The organism is Lysinibacillus sp. FW301-JW8 (genome assembly GCF_058788755.1).
In genome coordinates, this window is sequence record NZ_JBYTBB010000067.1 from 13439 (window position 1) to 31378 (window position 17940).

The window sequence follows — 17940 nt, forward strand, 5'->3', positions numbered from 1 at the left end:
ACGTTCAAAACGAATAGAAGTTCAAGTACTGTTTACAAACTAATTTCTCGTGAAAAAAATTCAATTACCTGCAAATGAACTTAATGCCCTTTAACCATTTTTTTCTGCCTTCTTGTTCAACAGACCTGCGTTGATAGTTTAAGTGCATTTCTTTAATCTCTCATAATTTTAACATAAATATCCATTTAGAGGGATTGTTTAACAATATGGCCCTTTTCATGAATAAAGACGCTTTCCTTATTACGGAAAAGCGCCCGTTAATTGAAGAAACACCCCCTCTTTTATTACACATTATCCTTCGTTTAGTCCTTTTCATCCTTAACAAAGAAATTAATCTCCTTTAAGTGCTCATGTATGTGCTACGTATCTAATTTGGATAATATATTCCGAGTTTTAATTCAACTATTTTTATGCTAAAACCATTGACTCTTACCAGCGTCTAGTCTTATTATATTTATATTGACTCAATTTATTACAAATAGTCATCAAGGGAGAAGAACGTATGCCTAAGATCATAAGTGAGCAGGAGAAGGAACATATCAAAAATGCAATGTATATCAAAGGAATAGAGCTCATTCGTAAGAAAGGCATGAAGCGAGTTACGGTTGACGATATTACAGCAGCTGTGCAAATAGCCAAGGGTTCCTTCTATACCTATTATCCTTCCAAGGAAGAATTTCTCTACCACATTATAAAGCAAAATGAGCAAGCTTTACTTGATCGAGTTCTTGAAATCGGAGCTAGCTCAGGACATTTTAAGGACAAGATTACTCATGCACTTCGTGAAATTTACCTGGCGCCAGATAGTCTTGCACTCTATGTTCAGCCATCAGACCTAGAATATTTGCTGCGCAAGCTTCCAGATCCTATCAACAAAAAGGAACAGGATAAATCCAAAACTAATTTTCAGAGTACAATGAATGGCTTGGGAATAGAGGATGCTCAATGTGATTATAGCGTACTTGCGAATTTAATGGATGGCTTACATTTTATCGCCTCAAATCAAAACCAATACGGTGAACAAGGAAGGATACAAGCATTAAGCATTCTTGTAGAAGCAATTGCGGAATATCTAAGCAAGTGCAAGCAAAATTCAACCAAAAATAACTAGAGGAGGCATTCATATGAATCAATCTTGGATTATTTTCATAGCGGCTATTGCCTGCATCAGTATGGCGATTTATTGGTTTCTCTATACAAAGAAGCGTGCAACAGCTTGTCATATCCATACGCCAAACGGAATAGATGAGGGCGAGTATGTGACGATTGGTGGAATACAGCAGTTTTTATATCATCGTGGTGAAGATAAGGATCACCCCATCCTCTTATTCCTGCATGGAGGTCCTGGCAGTCCGATGCTTCCTTTTGCCCAAGACTTTCAGTTTCCTTGGGAAGATAAAGTAACCGTTGTCCACTGGGAACAACGAAACAGCGGTAAAACCTTCTTTGCCAATGATCCACAGAAAGTCACGCCGACAACAACGATTGAACAAGCGTTACAGGATACATATGAAGTTGTGAGCTATTTACAAAAGAAATATAACAAAGAGCGAATCCTTCTGCTTGGTCATTCATGGGGTTCAATCTTAGGTAGTCTATTCACCATGCAATATCCACAGATGGTTCAAGCCTATATTGGAGTTGGACAAGTTGTAAATATGTTTGAAAACGAACGAATTGGCTACGAGAAAGCATTGGAATGCAGCAGACAAGTAAAAAATCAGAAAGATATTAGCACCTTACAGGCTTTAAGTCCTTATCCCGAGCACCATTTTAGTGATGCCATGGTCAAGAAGCTTATGAAACTTCGTAAGTTGCAAGGTAAGTATAAGCTTGCGATGCAACCATCACTTCAACTAGTTATGAGCGTACTATGTTCTCCCTTTTATTCGTTCAAAGATATTAAATACATGTTAATGAGCGATGTACTAGAAATAAAACAACGTGCTATTTTGGAATTTTTGTTTAAGTCCTATGATCTGAACATGGTAACTTCAGACTATCAAGTTCCAGTATTCTATATCCATGGCGAGGATGACTGGCAAACTCCTTATTCTCTCGCTCGCACATACTTTGATCAACTCAAGGCGCCAATGAAACAATTTTACTCCATACCAAATGCTGGACATGTGACGATGCTTGATCAGAAGGAGCTATTCAACGAAGCTTTATTCGACATTATCGATCAAATCAAACATTAATTGCCAAAGCCATTCCATCATAGCACCATGATGGAATGGGACTCGAATATCTCAACCAAGTCAGTATGCACAGGCTTCACAATGTATGTCAAATGCTCTTATACAACTAAATGACCCTTTTCATGAATAAAGACGCTTTCCTTATTACGGAAAAGCGCCCTTTAACTAAAGAACAATTACTTGAAAAGAGTGTATTTGTACAGTCTTCCACCATATGTTTCCTTTTATTGGTATACTTACTTTCGAAAGCATTAGTGTCTGAATTGAAATAACTACAACCTTGTTGAATTTCTCTGTTTTTTTCTCTCTGGATGTATACATATTTTTCTTCTGGTTCATCTTTAAAAATAACATGGACGCGTGTTCTTTTTATACCTGTATCTTTCTTCATTGAATAGAATGCTTTAACTTCTAGCAATTCATCGGAATTATATCCAAGCTTAAAAAGGTGATTTTTTGTTGCATTTTCCATTAATAAAGAGCGAATAGGATTACCATTAAATACATCATAAACGAGAAAAGGCACCCCTATAATAACTCCGATGAATAATAAAAGAAATAAACGTTTAGTTACTTCCAGAATTATCCCTCCCTTTTTAAACAATCTGGCCCTTTAGCAGAAGAAGGCACAATCCCTTTTCAAGAATAAAAGGCCTTGTAATTGAAGTATAGGAACGATAAAAAAATGCAGTTTTAAAGCGTCAATATACAGGTTTTTATTCAGATAACACACTCTGCATAATCTTGAAAAGTACTATCGTAGCACTGTTTATATATTTGCTTAAAAAGATGTATAAACAATATTCAAAGTAAAATCCAATAAATGTTGGTTTAACAGCATTTCTTAGATTTCGCTCGCTCTCCAAACTTACATTTGGGAACGTTATTTTGAATATGATTTTATGAAGATAATCACTCATAAAATTTATTATAAAGATTTGAGAATTTCTCTTTTAAATGGCTTATAAATTGTACATCATCAGATATAATATCAACTACATCAGTACTAATATACACCAATCGGTCTTTAAGATAGAAAGCCAAGTATGCTGCACGTCCACCTTTATAAATAGATAAAGCATATTTTTGAACTTGGGTTATATCTATATTTTTAACGATTGCATAGACGTTACGAACCTCTTCATTTTCTTCAATTATTTCTTCCCAATTTCGAATAAGAATAGATTTTCTTACGGCTGTTTTAGTATAGATATATTTATTAGATATTATATAGGCAACTAAATAAACCATATCAACCGTATCAACTTCTTTGAAAATGTATTCTAATACACTTTTTAATTCTACGTATGAAATTTCAGATAATCCAAAGCGAATTCTATTGTTTGAATTTACTTGAAAAAAAGGTGTTTGTTCATCGTTAAAATCGACACCTAATTGAGTTAGATTTATCACTAAAGTTCCCTCCATTTCTAGTGAACTTTACTAATTATATCAGAGTTGGATAGTTCCCAAAGCGAGATTTGGGGACGTTTTTTTGCCTCACATTATAAAGCCATATGAACCGCAATAAGAAATTATTTTTTATTTTTTAATTCTAAAAGTACAGGTGCTATATTTAGTAAAATAGAAACAATTGTCAAAAACCAAAACGCCCTAGCCATACCAGGTACTACATCTGATAAAGCTGCCCAATCTTCCACTTTTACCCACCGATTTAGATAACTGTAATCTGCACAAATTGTTAATGCTGTAAATGATAACCCCATTGCCATCGCAAACTTATAATCTTTACCTGTTGCATACATAAAAAGATTTATAAAAGTTGCTACTATTGCAATAAGACCTAATATTAACCACATAATGATGCCTCCATTATACTTTCATTTCTCAGTATAGACGTGAATTGTAATTATATGGTTCCAGAACCCTCGTTTGGGTACATTTCTTTGCTTAACGTTGTAAATTCGTATAAATCGGTGCTCCCATTAGGGAACGTTTATTAGGCTGTGCAGAGATAATAAAGTTGTTTAATTTACAATAAAGTCATTTAAAAAATAATATAGTTGTTTAAAAATCCTTCTTCCACTAAACCAGCTAATAGTTTGTCAATAATTTTCTGTTAAAAGTTTAATAGGCATGTGCTATACTAAAAAGCGCATGACAAATAACCTTCCTAATTTTACTTTTGGAAGGTTTTGTTTGATTTAGTTGCACTTACTTATCAAGCTAAATCTTGGTACGTAGTCCTATTTTTTAGTAAGGCAAAAATCCAATGTAATAGTTTATTAACACAAGCTATTATCGCTACTTTAAAAGGTTTTCCTTCGTCACGTTTTTTATCATAGAATTCACGTAATTTCTTGTTTCGAGGAATGATTTTATCGTCTGTTTTAGTTTTCCTGCAATCTCGTATTGCACAACGAACAGCCATGAACAAGGCATGACGAAGTCTACTTGAACCTCGTTTTGTAATTCGATTCTTTGTCGCTGAAAACTTACCTGATTCGAAAACACTTGGGTCAACACCAGCGAAAGCCACAAGCTTTTTAGGGTTGTTAAATCGATCTATTTCACCAATCTCAGAAATAATCGTTGCAGCGATTTTTTCACCGATACCTGGGATAGATTTGATAATACTATATTCTTCAATTTCTTTAGCGAGGGCATCTATTTCTGACTCTACCTTTGATAGATGCTCTTTGTACTGAAGAAGGATCTTTATATACATATCAAGACTTAAAATATGACTCTGGTAAACTGTTTTTTCAAAAGGATTACGAGCTGCAGCGGCTTTAAGCTGTATAGCTTTTTCATTTGTCCATCTAAATGGATCTACTCTTACATAGTTCATTAACTTTGTCTGTAATGGATTCCTCACTTGCTTTCAAAATATCTTCTGAAGAAGGTAACTCTGAAAGAGTTAATAGTGAAAAATTAGAATATAAATCTCCGAAGACCCCGTTATATTCAGGAAATACCTGTTCAAGGACTGCCTGAAATTGCAATTTAGTTTGAATCATTACGCCAGTTATATTTTCATGTTGTCTTGTAAGATTACGAAGATTTAATAACTGCACACCACGTTTTTTATATGGCTCTAATTCCTCTTTATAGAACAATTCACAAAGAAGATAGGCATCAATGGCATCCGTTTTTACTTTTCTCAAACTCGATCCTCTTGCCTTATATGAAATTAACGGATTAATGATGATCAATAAATATCCTCGTTCTTCTAAATGATGTATGACAGGAGCACCATAATGTCCTGTAGCTTCTAAAATGATTGTAGGCTTCATACTAGCCTCGTTTTTTACATCCTCTAAAAATATAACAAGGTCATTAAGACCATCTAAAGTATGCGTTACCTTAAAACTTTTACGATATGGTTTGCCTTTATCTAAGAATGCTTGAACCTGGCTTTCTCCTTTTGAAATATCCAGACCCACGACTGGATCAGTGTTACTAACAAAGTAAACAATTTTTTCATAAAATAAACCCCTTTTAAAATTTTATTATCTTAAACTATCTATTGAAAGGATTCAAAAAGTTCAATTAGCTCTGGAACGCCTGAATCATTCATCGAATAATAAATTTTATCTGTATAAAAAAGACCTGTTTCAGTCGAAGGATAATACCATAAATCTACAAATTGCCTTGAATCATCCTTAAATATAATTTCAAGTTCGAATAAAAATCCTTCGTTTGTATGTTTCCCTAAGAATACACCTGCATTTTTCATAGCTTCTCTAATAATATTAATTTCAACCTCTTTATCAATGGTACGTGTAGCTAAATCATGTTTTACACCTTTACCAGTCACAATGATTTTGTCAATCTCTCCTGCAAACCGAAATCGTTCCTCTGTTTGTTCTTCCTCACTACAACTAATAAGAAACAACAAAATGAATAGAGATAACATCAGAAGTAAAAATTTCTTCATGATAACCCCCCAAAGCCTTTACTTACTTTGATTTTTCAATTTTTTCACCATTACTACTACCACTCTTCTTAACAGACTTTTGATCGTTAACCATTGAAGAAACTAATAGCCTCTCCAATCTCACGACCTCCTCGTCATTTGAAAACAATTCTTTACTACCATTTCTATAAAAAAGAATATCATACAAAAATGAAATAACAATATTTTTCCTTTTTTCCTTTTCGTACCAATAGATAAAAAACTGAAGGTACTGGAAAACTTAAAAATCCATAAAAACCGTAGTAACTATTGAAGTGACCCCTAAAAGTTAGACACGGTTATTTCATTAGACAGTTTGGGTAAAACGAGTACGGTATTGCACTGAACTCGTTTTTAATTTTGCCTTGATTCGTTTTGTATTATAGTAATTAATATATTTTTCTAATTCTATTTTAAAATGCTCTATACTTTCAAATTCCTTCATGTAAAGGAATTCAGATTTTATAATGCCGAAGAAATTCTCCATCACAGAGTTGTCATAACAGTTTCCTTTACGAGACATATTTTGGACAATCTCCCTTGTTTCAAGGGCATAACGATACGGTTTCATTTGATAATGCCAGCCTTGGTCAGAATGCATCAGTAGCTGATGGCGCTCAGGTAATCGTGCGAATGCTTTGTCCAACATGTCTGAAACAAGTGAATAGGTTGATAAATTTACCTTATTTAGCACTTACTATAGCAGTTTCTCTTTTTTCATTATTAGGAGTCTCTTTAGTTTTAGCAGCACTAGGTTTATTATTCTCTAATGTAAATTTATTCCTCAATCTGATACTGTCAATATTCCAAATATTTTGTGGGGTTAATTTTCCTACCTCGTATTTGCCAAACTTTATGGAGAAAATCTCTGCTGTAATACCAACAACTAATGCGATACAGGCAATAAGACTTATTTACACTAACAATTCCAATGAGGTTTTTAACCTATTAACTAAAGAGCTTTTTATAGGATTAATTTTCTTCTTGTTTTCTATTTTTCTAATTCATATTATGAAATTTTTCGCACTAAAAAAAGGAGCTTTTTTTAAAGACTTCTAAATATTTTATACAGTTGAATCCATTCTAAATCTAAAATAAAAATCTCAAAATAGCCAACATTAAAAATTCTTGATAAGAGTTGTTAGTTGGAATTTATTACAAAGCTAGACAAAATATCTAATTTTATATAAGATTAATAAAAAAGGAATGTGTCTATAATGCAATGTATCTTTTGTAACTCACTATTAGAAGAGCAAATACTACTCGAATCCAAATATTATAAAATTGTTTTAGATATCGATCCTATTCAGTTTGGACACTTGCTCATTATCTCAAAGCAGCATATCTTAGATATAAGAGAACTCACTACTCCTCAAATAATCGAATTATTAGAATTACAGAAATCAATAATTAATATATTTGAGAAACATTTTTCAATAGCTGGGGTAAGTGTAATTCAAAATAACGGTACAATTATGGATGAAGGAACCCATTTTCACGTCCATCTTGTTCCTAGATATGTTAACGATAATTTTTGGGATAATCAAATTGTTAAAAAACACGAAATTCCACTTGAAGAACTTCAATCACAATTGAAATTTTTAATGAAATAAATTTTAGATACAACAACAAATTCTAATAAGTATTTTTCTAGTTAATACAAAGTAAAATGAACGACAGTCTAAAAAATATTCATAATATCCTACCAACGCTTAATACCCCTAATAATATCGTCTAAAACTCTCTTAATAATAGATAAAATGTATCAAATAAGTATATTAAGGTGAGAATGACGGTAATATCAAGGGGTTTTTTAACATTTAAAAAACCATGAAAGAAATTCACTTCGATTAAATTCTTAAAAAAAGTGCCTTCTAATCAATATTCCATATATATTTTTTCAGCTCCAATAATGCTATAAAATCTATACCTTTAAGCACTTTCAACTGCCACTTCGGATGTGAACCAGGCCCCTAATGTTCCATATATTGATGCACCCAATACTACTCTATTGTTACGCTCAAAACTTTTTATACCTTTACACCTTTTGAAGAAAAGACTTATGTGATATTAATTTTTGGTGTTGACATTTATACGCACCTGAATTTTTATAGTTAATTAATTGTCATCCCACCGTGCCAATACCTCCTTAAATGTTTATACAATGTTGCTTTTTTACTGTTTGTTATTTCTAACTTAACGTATATACCTTCTAACAAACTTTGGGTTAATTCATTAATCTTCAATAACATAGGTAATGCTGTGAGGATTCTACATCTATATAACATAGGAGACGGTATTTGTTTCATCAATCCACAATAGACGATAAATTGTCTAGTAAACATCTTTGTTGTAACTCAATAATCTCTTACGATTTTAATGCCAATATTAATTATTAATTTTTACTGTAATATTCAACTGTTTATGTTACGCATCCTATAATTAAAAATATTTCGAGAAAAAACACAAACCCTGATACAGCAACGATGTACTGTACCAAGGTTAATTTTTGATGTCACTCTGTCTTATATATTTATGACAAATATAATTATAAATTGTGACAGCATTAGTTATAACTCACAATTCCTTGAAACAAACAACCCTACTCCACAGTCACCGATTTAGCCAAGTTACGTGGTTTATCGACATCGCAACGTCGGTGAAGTGCTGCATAGTAGCTAATTAATTGTAACGGCACTACGGAAACAAGTGGAGTTAGTAATTCGTGTACATGTGGGACTACTAAGCGATCCCCATCTTCATCAACACCAGCCATTGCGATAATACATGGATATGCGCCACGTGCAGCTACTTCTTTCACATTACCACGAATATTTAATGCTACAGCTTCTTGAGTCACAAGGGCGAATACTGGTGTTCCCTCTTCGATTAAGGCAATTGTTCCGTGCTTAAGTTCTCCACCAGCGAAACCTTCTGCCTGAATGTATGAAATTTCCTTTAGCTTTAGAGCACCTTCGAGACTTATATAGAAATCGATGTTACGACCTATGAAGAATGCGTTGCGAGCAATTTTTAAATAGTCTTCTGCGATATCTTCTAAAACTTCTTTAGAATCGATTATTGTTTGGATACCGTTTGCGGCAATTGCAAGCTCCTGTTTTAAATCGAATTCTAAGCCTTTGCCGTTTGCCTTAGCTGTTACATAGGCTGCTAAAGCAAGAACAGCTACTTGCGCTACATACGCTTTTGTTGAGGCTACCGCAATTTCTGGACCTGCATGTAATAACAATGTATGATCTGCTTCACGTGATAGTGTAGAGCCAGGTACATTTGTAATCGTTAATGTTGGATAGCCAAGCTCTTTAATTTTCACAAGCACTTGACGGCTGTCTGCTGTTTCACCTGATTGTGTAATAAAGATAAACAATGGTTTTTCAGATAATAGAGGCATATTGTAGCCAAATTCACTAGAAATATGAACTTCTACTGGGATACCCGCCATTTTTTCAAAATATTGTTTACCGATGAGACCTGCATGATAGCTTGTGCCCGCCGCAATAATATATAAACGATCTGCTGCTCTTAATGCTTCTAAAATCTCCACGTCGATAGTTAATTCGCCATTTTCACCTTCATAAGCTTGAATAATTTTACGAATAACAGTTGGCTGCTCATCCATTTCTTTTAGCATATAGTGAGGATAAGTACCTTTTTCAATGTCGCTCATATCAAGCTCCGCAGTATATGGTGCACGTTCTACTACAGAACCATCTAATTTTGTAATTTCCACACTAGCCTTGTGTACAATAACTACCTCTTTGTCGTGAAGCTCAACATATTGATCTGTTACTTGTAGCATAGCCATTGCATCCGAAGCAACAACATTGAAGCCTTCACCAATTCCAACTAGAAGTGGTGATTTATTTTTTGCTACAAAGATTGTATCTGCCGCTTCTGCATCTAAAAGTGCAAGTGCATATGAACCATGTAATAGAGATAAAGTTTTACGGAAAGCGTCTGCTGTGGTAAGACCTTCTTTCACAAATAACTCTACTAATTGCACAATAACCTCTGTATCTGTATCAGATTTCATTGGAATGCCTTTTAAATACGTTTTTTGTAATAGATGATAGTTTTCAATAACCCCATTATGCACAAGTGTAAAACGTCCTGATGCACTTTGATGAGGGTGAGCATTTAAACGATTTGGCACACCATGCGTTGCCCAACGTGTATGACCAATCCCAATTTTCGCTGCAATTTCTTCGTCCACTGCCTCACGTAAGTCAGCAATACGTCCTTTTTCTTTAAAAATCGTTACACCTGCTTCATTACGAACAGCAATACCTGCTGAGTCATAGCCGCGGTATTCTAATTTCTCTAAACCTTTTAATAGGATTTCCTTTGCATCTGATTCACCAATATAACCTACAATTCCACACATAAAATTTATTTCCTCCGATATCATCAATTTAACGCAATGACAAATCAGACCTCAGCCTATCGAATTTTTGTGAATGTAAAAGTAGTGCTTTTTTTCTTAGAAAAAAAGCATACAACTACATGCACCTTACTACTACTTACTCAGCCGACTGAAAAGTAGTTAATCGATACGTGAAGTTTCTCTATTTATCTTTGCTTTAACTATACCTTCTCCATTTTCTGTACATTCAATCACTCGAATGCTTTCAAAATGAAAAATGACAATCGGGTATGTCGATTGGGAGGCATCCGCCGAATTTTCGATAAACCTCCACCTCGTCTGCTGAAGATTTCTCCGTCCAATTTCCTCAGCTCAGGCGCTATAATTGTTTTCCGATTTTACGCTCTCGTTCCTCCTTCTGCGTTCGTTAAAGGATAAGGTCGGACCTTATCTTCAACTTCTCCATCATACTCAATCATATGCTATCCGTCAAATTATCGTTATAAAAAATACCTACATTCACCCCTCTATATTGACAATAATGAGACAATTATTAAAGAATATCCACGAAAAATGCCCATTCAGTAATTTACCAGTTATTCAGAGCAAGCTGTTGATTTAAATGAGATTTTCCAGTAATATTACGAAACTCGTGACAAATCGGATTATGGGTAATTGGCTTATTCTATGGTGGGTTTCTGCCTTATGTATTTGCGGTTTAGCGGAGTTTATATTAGGTGGTGGTGGATACAAGGCTCTTGATAGAGGATGGATTGATATTTTATCTCTCTATTTTTATCGTTCTTTACTTTCAAGTAATTTCACAATTTCCCGATTAAATGCTGGCAAGTCATCTGGTGTGAGGCTTGTGACTAATTGCTTTTGGCACACAAATACCTCCGCATCATGGAACTTGGCACCTGCATTTTCTAAGTCTACACGAATCGATTTATAGCCAGTTGATCGCGACCATTTAAAGTTTTAGCCGTAATGAGTAACTGAGGTCCATGACAAATGGCAAAGGTCGGCTTCATACCATCCATAAATTCCTTTACAAAGGCAACCACACGATCGTCTGCACGTAATATATCTGGAGAAAATCCACCAGGAATAAACAGTCCATCAAATTTAGTGGCTTTCACCTCATCAATCCCATTACTTTCAAACATTCTACATTGTTACACCTGTTCATCATAGAAAAAACTCGACTCCCTATTAAAGGAAATCGAGTTTGACTATTTATTATTCTGATAGACCCATTTCAGCGCGGACAACATCAGCAATGCGCTCCACATAACGTGTACAGTCTGTCTCTGTTGCAGCTTCCACCATTACGCGTACAAGTGGCTCTGTACCAGAAGGACGGACTAACACGCGTCCGTTGCCTGCCATATCCGCTTCAACCTCAGCAATAACTGCTGCAACCTTAGCATTCTCTGTAACAGCATGCTTATCAGTTACACGAACATTTACTAAACGCTGTGGGTAAATTTTCATTTCAGATGCTAACTCAGAAAGTTTTTTTCCTGTCGCTTTCATAATATTCACTAACTGAATACCTGTTAGTAAGCCGTCGCCCGTCGTATTATAGTCAAGGAAAACGATATGACCTGATTGCTCGCCGCCTAAGTTATATTCATGAGCGCGCATTTCTTCTACAACATATCGATCACCAACTGCTGTCTGAACACTTTTTATACCATTGCTTTCTACAGCTTTGTAGAAGCCCATATTGCTCATCACTGTTGATACGATTGTTTGTTTTTTTAGGCGTCCAACCGCATTTAAATGCTTACCGATAATGAACATAATTTGATCACCATCAACGATTTTGCCATTTTCGTCAACTGCAATTAGACGATCACCATCGCCATCGAATGCTAGACCCACATCTGCATCTTTTTCAGTAACAAATTTAGCTAATCCTTCCGGATGTGTAGACCCTACACCATCATTAATATTTAGGCCTGATGGCGAAGCACCCATTGTCGAAATATCCGCTTCCAGATCCGCAAATAAATGTGTAGCTAGGGAAGATGTAGCACCATGTGCACAGTCTAGTGCTACATGGATGCCATCAAACTCTTCATCTACTGTTTGTTTTAAGTATTGAATATATTTTTGTCCACCTTCGAAGTAGTCACTTACCGAGCCTAAATCTGCCCCTATTGGACGCGGCAATGTATCTTCTAATGCATCAAGCAATGCTTCGATTTCATTCTCTTGCGCATCTGTCAGCTTAAAACCATCTGGACCGAAAAATTTAATGCCATTATCTGCAACTGGGTTATGTGAAGCTGAAATCATGACGCCTGCGTTTGCACTCAGAATTCTAGTTAGGTAAGCCACACCTGGTGTTGAAATAACTCCAAGACGCATCACCTCTACACCGATTGATAAAAGGCCAGCCACAAGTGCTCCTTCTAGCATTTCACCTGAGATACGTGTGTCCCGACCAATTAAAACCTTGGGACGGTCTGTTGCATCCTTTGTTAAAATATAGCCCCCTACTCGGCCAAGTTTAAATGCAAATTCAGGTGTTAACTCACTATTCGCGACACCACGGACGCCATCTGTTCCAAAATATTTACCCATTTTGATTATTCTCTCCTTCAATGCATGCCAGTGATCAGCTCGTCTATGCTGACAAAAAGATCACCCATCTGCTTACTTTTGGAAAAGTCAATTTTTGTTCATTCACTGGTAACTATTAATTAAATTTCTATGCATAGTATCTGAATTAGAACAAGTCACTCAATTTCAAATAATAAACATAGAGTATTTCGATTTAGCTTGAGTATCTATTATCGTTAGTGTTTTTTCATATTCGAGAAAGAATACTCTACCGATAGAGAATGAATCTCTACTGAATCAAAATAAAATTATAGTCAGTTATTGTTTAAGAATCAATATCTTCTGTTTTCTCAGTAGGAGTATTTTCATCAGAAGGAGTGGTATTTGGTTCCTCTGAAGGAGGCGGAGGAGTAGTCGTTGTCGGTGTTGTTTTCTCCTGCTCAACCTTTGTAATATCTGCCTTTATTTTAATTTTTGAGTCAGATATTTTCGTCACGCCCTCTGGTAATTTTACATCATATTCATATGTTTTAGATTCTGTAATTTTTGACAAATCCACTTCCACAGGAATTTCAGTTAAACTGTCTATAATGGATTTTCTACCATACACCTTCACCATTTTTTGATTAAGTGTTAATTCATTAATGGTCACTTCATCTGGCGCTTTTCCAATTTCCTTCATTACAACAGGTAGTTCCCTACTATACTCTGCTATATCAACTTTTACTTTTACAGCCTCTGGTTCTATTGTCACGTCTAATTTATTTAAATCTCGGTCTAACACTTTAACAGCTGCTACTTGGGAGAATGGTTCCTTTAAACCTTGCTCGCCTGATACAGTAGCTTTGACATAACTAATGCTCTCAATTGCACTTTTCGCACCTGTTACATATACTGTTGCTGGCTTTGCAGTCATCCCTTTTAATATATATCCTTCTTCAATTAAACGATGATTCATCTCAGGGTCAACTCGAAATTCCTGTGTGACCTTTTCTTCAATATTTATATTTACCATTGCTGGGTCTAAAGTAACTTGTAATTTATTAGAAATATTTTCATATTGCAGTCTAACATTATGCTTTCCTATTAGCAAATTACTTAAATCCACAAATACTGAGAAGTCTTTTGCTGCCTTTGCCTGTATAACAAGTTGCATCGGGCCTTTTATTGTCACATCCACAGTTTTCGGCAAACCCGTTACAATAAGGTTCTCATTATCATAAAAAACATCGACTGGGACATCGCGAATTACATCTGTTTGCTCATTGGAGGTTGTTTTATTTGAAGAAGTAAGCTCCGTACGAACAGAGAAAAATAGCAAACAGGCAAGAAATAATGCGATGATTCGTAACACCCAAGGGCTATCCATCATTTTATCCATTCTTTTTCCCCCTCCAAGTCAACTTAGAGGCTGCACTTGATTCTTGAGCTGTTCCAAACCACATGTTACGTAACAGTGTTTCAAATTCCTCTAGAGAAAGATTTCGGTGTAGATTGCCATTTAGTGTAATACTAATAGCACCAGTTTCTTCTGATACAACAATTGTTATCGCATCTGTCACTTCACTTAGACCAAGTGCAGCACGATGGCGTGTCCCAAGCTCCTTTGAAATAAACGGGCTTTCAGAGAGTGGTAAGTAACAAGCTGCTGCAGTTACTTTATCCTTCTGCATAATCACGGCTCCATCATGAAGTGGTGTATTAGGTATGAAAATGTTAATAAGTAATTCAGAAGAGATTTCAGCATTAAGACCTATGCCTGTCTCAATATATTCATTTAAACCAGTTTCCTTTTCAATAGAAATTAGCGCCCCTATACGACGTTTAGCCATATAACTAACAGATTTCTTCATGGCCTCGATAAGCCTTGTTTGTTCATCCTCAACCTGGCTAGTAGAGCGTTGGAATAGCTTACCTCGACCAATTTGTTCAAGACCACGTCTGATTTCGGGTTGGAATATAATAATGATCGCTAAGAAACCAAACTCGATGACTTGATTGAGCATCCAGCCCAACGTTTCTAACCCTAAAAAGTCCGTAATGATGCGCGCAATAATAATTACGAAAATCCCTTTTAATAACTGGACAGCCTTCGTACCTTTAATGAGGGTTAAAATTTTATAAACAACGTACCAAACAAGCAGTACATCTAAGAAGTTAATAACAATATTCACAGGTGTTAAATCAGCGAAATGTTCGATAATTTGCACGTGGCATCCCCCACTTTTCATTGCGAATCCATACACATTTAAGTATAGCACATTCTTATCAAATGTAACTTTTTTCAAATGAAAAGTCTACTCATAAGAGTAGACCTTTCAGCCTCTCACGTGCACTATCTTTTAGGACGTATAGAGTGTTATTTAGTTTCTTCTTTCTCCTCAAATGTCAAAGCGGTTTTTACTGAGTTTTTGATTGTATACCATAACCATTCGAATGCTTCGTCAATTTCCTCTATTTTACCTGACACAACTGCTGAAGAAGCCATATACTGCCCGTTAATAACAGTGACATTGCCATCAACTTCACCCTCAACAATTAAATCACCATTTTTAACAACAATATCACCTTTCACCACTTCTCCCTCAGGTACAATGACTGTCTGACCATTAACAACTAAGTTCGGCTGTTTGGTCACTGAGAAATGTTGATCATCCATAAAGTTACCAATTAAAGTTGCACTCATGAATAAGCAAAATACTGCTGCTGCCACAAAAAATGGATGCCGGCGAATCCATTTTTGCATGCCTACACGACTTTTGGGTTTCGGTAAACGAGCCATCACGGATTCTTCAAAATGCGGAGGTGCTGTAATATGGGAAGCACTCTTCACAAAGGCGATTGTTTCACTCAATTCTTGCATCAATTGTTTACAATCACTACATGAATGCAAATGTTGTTTTAACTCTTGCTCATGCTCACGACTAATGTCACCGTCTAAATAATCGTGCATATAATCTATAATATGCTCTGGACAAGTATTCATGACGCTCCCCCTCCTACAGATTGTTTAATTGCTTACGTAATGCTTCACGTCCGCGGTGAATTCTCGTTTTCACCGTTCCAAGAGGCATATCTAAAATCTCGCTAATTTCTTGCAACGATAACTCTTCAATATATTTCAATACTATAACTGAACGATATTTATCTGGCAAACGTCCAATTTCATATTGAATGCGATCCTGTAGCTCCATTTGCTCTATTTGTTCCTCTGGTAGCTGGTCATCTGCTGCAATTTGTGAATACATATCAAGCCCTTCTGTACCAGCTACTTCAGCATCTAAATAATAATCTGGCTTTTTTTTCCGAATACGATCTATGCAGAGGTTCGTCGCTATGCGATAAAGCCACGTCGAAAATTTTCGTTTCTGATCAAAAGTATGCAAATTCATGTAGGCACGAACAAATGCTTCTTGAGCAATATCCTCAGATTCTTGTTTATTTCCTAACATCCTATAGCATACTTGGTACAGTTTGTGCTGATAGAGACTCACAATATCGGCAAATGCGTTTTGATCGCCTTTAAGCACTTGTTTTATTCTCTTATTTACTAACGCATCCATTGTGTTGACTTCTCCACCTTTACAACTGTCTTATACTATACGAGGTTCTGATAAGAAAAGTTTCAATTTATTTTTAATTATAGCAAAAGATTTTGTTCATTGTGGTGAAAGGCAATTATTTGTTAATTTTCTTTAAACTAGTGTTTCTCCGAATAGAGAACCCATTAATGCAACAGCAACATTAGCTGTTGTATTCTTTTCATCTAAAATCGGATTAACCTCAACAAATTCAGCGGATGTTAACATACCTGATTCTTGTAGCATTTCCATAGCTAAATGACTTTCACGATACGTAATTCCCCCTGGAACAGGTGTCCCTACTCCTGGTGTATAAAGTGGATCCAGACCATCTAAATCAAGCGATAAGTGCAAGCCATCAACATTTCTTTCTTTTAAATAGGTAAGAGCATCTTCCATAACACGCGTCATACCAAGACGATCAATTTCATGCATTGTGTACACCTTAATTCCTTGTTGACGAATAAGATCGCGTTCTCCAGGATCTACAGATCGCGCACCAATAATGATAACATTCTCAGGTTTAATTTTTGGCGCAAAGTCGCGAATTCTGACTAAGCGATCATGACCAAGTCCAATGCTTACAGCTAAAGGCATACCATGTATATTGCCAGAAGGTGTTGTCTCAGGTGTATTTAAATCAGCATGTGCATCATACCAAATAACACCCAGGTTTTTGTAATGCTCTCCAAGACCAGCAAGTGTACCAATAGCAATACTGTGGTCCCCACCAAATACTAGCGGAAACTTTTTCTGCTCTAATGCTTCATGTACATTATTTGCTAAAGCTGTACTAACATCAATAACTTCCTCTAAATTAAGTAGTTTCTCATCTACAACAGCACTTTTAAGTGTTTGACTAACGCGGATATCCCCTAGATCTTGTACCTTATGTCCAATTGCCTCTAAGCGTTCCACAACTCCCGCATAACGGATCGCACTAGGTCCCATGTCTACGCCTCTACGTGCTTGCCCGTAATCAGTTGGTACTCCAATAATAGATATATTAAGTTTATTCATCTTTTCATACCCCTTTCTAGTTGTAAGACTATTGTAAAGCCTGTATCCGCCTTGGCTCAACCTAACATTTTTTTGAATATTTATGCAATATTTTCAAACATAAAAAAATCTCCTACTGTTTTCAGCAAGAGATTAGTATCTGTAGTTAATGTAACACTTTTTAAATATTTTATACTAAAAAAAGTGAGCCATGAAGGACTCGAACCTTCGACCCTCTGATTAAAAGTCAGATGCTCTACCAACTGAGCTAATGGCTCAAAT

16 protein-coding genes, 1 tRNA gene and 3 pseudogenes are annotated in these 17940 nt (G+C 35.6%); 4 read left to right on the plus strand and 16 right to left on the minus strand.

What is annotated here, in order from left to right:
• Nucleotides 1-502: 502 nt before the first annotated feature.
• Complete coding sequence (locus tag AC3WOM_RS21545; RefSeq protein WP_492448281.1) at nt 503-1111, plus strand: TetR/AcrR family transcriptional regulator; 609 nt, start codon at nt 503-505, stop codon at nt 1109-1111.
• A gap of 13 nt (nt 1112-1124) precedes the next feature.
• Nucleotides 1125-2201 carry an alpha/beta fold hydrolase gene (locus AC3WOM_RS21550; protein WP_427547592.1) on the plus strand — a complete coding sequence of 359 codons (1077 nt, stop codon included), beginning with the start codon at nt 1125-1127 and terminating at the stop codon, nt 2199-2201.
• A gap of 106 nt (nt 2202-2307) precedes the next feature.
• On the opposite strand, the gene AC3WOM_RS21555 is transcribed toward AC3WOM_RS21550, so the two are convergent.
• From AC3WOM_RS21555 to AC3WOM_RS21580, 6 genes and pseudogenes are all read right to left on the minus strand, one after another.
• Nucleotides 2308-2805 (minus strand): DUF3139 domain-containing protein, encoded by a 498-nt coding sequence (locus tag AC3WOM_RS21555; RefSeq protein ID WP_492448282.1) that lies wholly within the window; start codon nt 2803-2805, stop codon nt 2308-2310.
• A gap of 308 nt (nt 2806-3113) precedes the next feature.
• Nucleotides 3114-3614, minus strand: a complete 501-nt coding sequence (locus AC3WOM_RS21560) for a hypothetical protein (RefSeq protein ID WP_492448283.1) — start codon at nt 3612-3614, stop codon at nt 3114-3116.
• A 122-nt stretch (nt 3615-3736) separates the two neighbouring features.
• Nucleotides 3737-4021, minus strand: a complete 285-nt coding sequence (locus tag AC3WOM_RS21565) for a hypothetical protein (RefSeq protein WP_492448284.1) — start codon at nt 4019-4021, stop codon at nt 3737-3739.
• A gap of 362 nt (nt 4022-4383) precedes the next feature.
• Nucleotides 4384-5641: pseudogene (locus AC3WOM_RS21570) on the minus strand (IS110 family RNA-guided transposase).
• A gap of 47 nt (nt 5642-5688) precedes the next feature.
• Nucleotides 5689-6102 (minus strand): YhfM domain-containing protein, encoded by a 414-nt coding sequence (locus tag AC3WOM_RS21575; protein ID WP_492448285.1) that lies wholly within the window; start codon nt 6100-6102, stop codon nt 5689-5691.
• 325 nt (nt 6103-6427) lie between these two features.
• Nucleotides 6428-6790: pseudogene (locus AC3WOM_RS21580) on the minus strand (transposase); the annotation flags it as partial.
• On the opposite strand from AC3WOM_RS21580, the gene AC3WOM_RS21585 reads away from it, so the two are divergent.
• Together AC3WOM_RS21585 and AC3WOM_RS21590 are read left to right on the plus strand one after the other, a co-directional pair.
• A complete protein-coding gene (locus tag AC3WOM_RS21585; RefSeq protein ID WP_492448286.1) occupies nt 6754-7179 on the plus strand; it encodes an ABC transporter permease in 426 nt (141 codons plus the stop codon). The pseudogene AC3WOM_RS21580 and the gene AC3WOM_RS21585 sit on opposite strands and share 37 nt — an antisense overlap.
• 158 nt (nt 7180-7337) lie before the next feature.
• Nucleotides 7338-7733, plus strand: a complete 396-nt coding sequence (locus AC3WOM_RS21590; RefSeq protein WP_492448287.1) for an HIT family protein — start codon at nt 7338-7340, stop codon at nt 7731-7733.
• A 501-nt stretch (nt 7734-8234) separates the two neighbouring features.
• Here the strand turns inward: AC3WOM_RS21590 and AC3WOM_RS21595 are convergent.
• The 10 genes and pseudogenes from AC3WOM_RS21595 to AC3WOM_RS21640 form a co-directional block, all read right to left on the minus strand.
• Nucleotides 8235-8465 (minus strand): hypothetical protein, encoded by a 231-nt coding sequence (locus AC3WOM_RS21595; protein WP_492448288.1) that lies wholly within the window; start codon nt 8463-8465, stop codon nt 8235-8237.
• 257 nt (nt 8466-8722) lie between these two features.
• A complete protein-coding gene (gene glmS, locus AC3WOM_RS21600; RefSeq protein WP_492448289.1) occupies nt 8723-10525 on the minus strand; it encodes a glutamine--fructose-6-phosphate transaminase (isomerizing) in 1803 nt (600 codons plus the stop codon).
• Nucleotides 10526-11299: 774 nt separating this feature from the next.
• Nucleotides 11300-11658: pseudogene (locus AC3WOM_RS21605) on the minus strand (DJ-1/PfpI family protein); the annotation flags it as partial.
• 88 nt (nt 11659-11746) lie between these two features.
• Nucleotides 11747-13099, minus strand: a complete 1353-nt coding sequence (gene glmM / locus AC3WOM_RS21610; RefSeq protein WP_492448290.1) for a phosphoglucosamine mutase — start codon at nt 13097-13099, stop codon at nt 11747-11749.
• A gap of 304 nt (nt 13100-13403) precedes the next feature.
• Nucleotides 13404-14459 carry a CdaR family protein gene (locus tag AC3WOM_RS21615; RefSeq protein WP_427548398.1) on the minus strand — a complete coding sequence of 352 codons (1056 nt, stop codon included), beginning with the start codon at nt 14457-14459 and terminating at the stop codon, nt 13404-13406.
• Entirely contained in the window at nt 14452-15288 is an 837-nt protein-coding gene (cdaA, locus tag AC3WOM_RS21620; RefSeq protein ID WP_427548396.1) for a diadenylate cyclase CdaA, read from the minus strand. Before cdaA ends, AC3WOM_RS21615 begins: the two co-directional genes overlap by 8 nt.
• Nucleotides 15289-15437: 149 nt before the next feature.
• Nucleotides 15438-16064 (minus strand): zf-HC2 domain-containing protein, encoded by a 627-nt coding sequence (locus AC3WOM_RS21625; protein ID WP_427548394.1) that lies wholly within the window; start codon nt 16062-16064, stop codon nt 15438-15440.
• A gap of 13 nt (nt 16065-16077) precedes the next feature.
• A complete protein-coding gene (gene sigW / locus AC3WOM_RS21630) occupies nt 16078-16641 on the minus strand; it encodes an RNA polymerase sigma factor SigW (RefSeq protein WP_054771242.1) in 564 nt (187 codons plus the stop codon).
• A 132-nt stretch (nt 16642-16773) separates the two neighbouring features.
• Nucleotides 16774-17679 carry an arginase gene (gene rocF, locus AC3WOM_RS21635; RefSeq protein ID WP_492448293.1) on the minus strand — a complete coding sequence of 302 codons (906 nt, stop codon included), beginning with the start codon at nt 17677-17679 and terminating at the stop codon, nt 16774-16776.
• Between the two features lie 184 nt (nt 17680-17863).
• Nucleotides 17864-17936 (minus strand) — tRNA-Lys (locus AC3WOM_RS21640).
• Nucleotides 17937-17940: the final 4 nt, after the last annotated feature.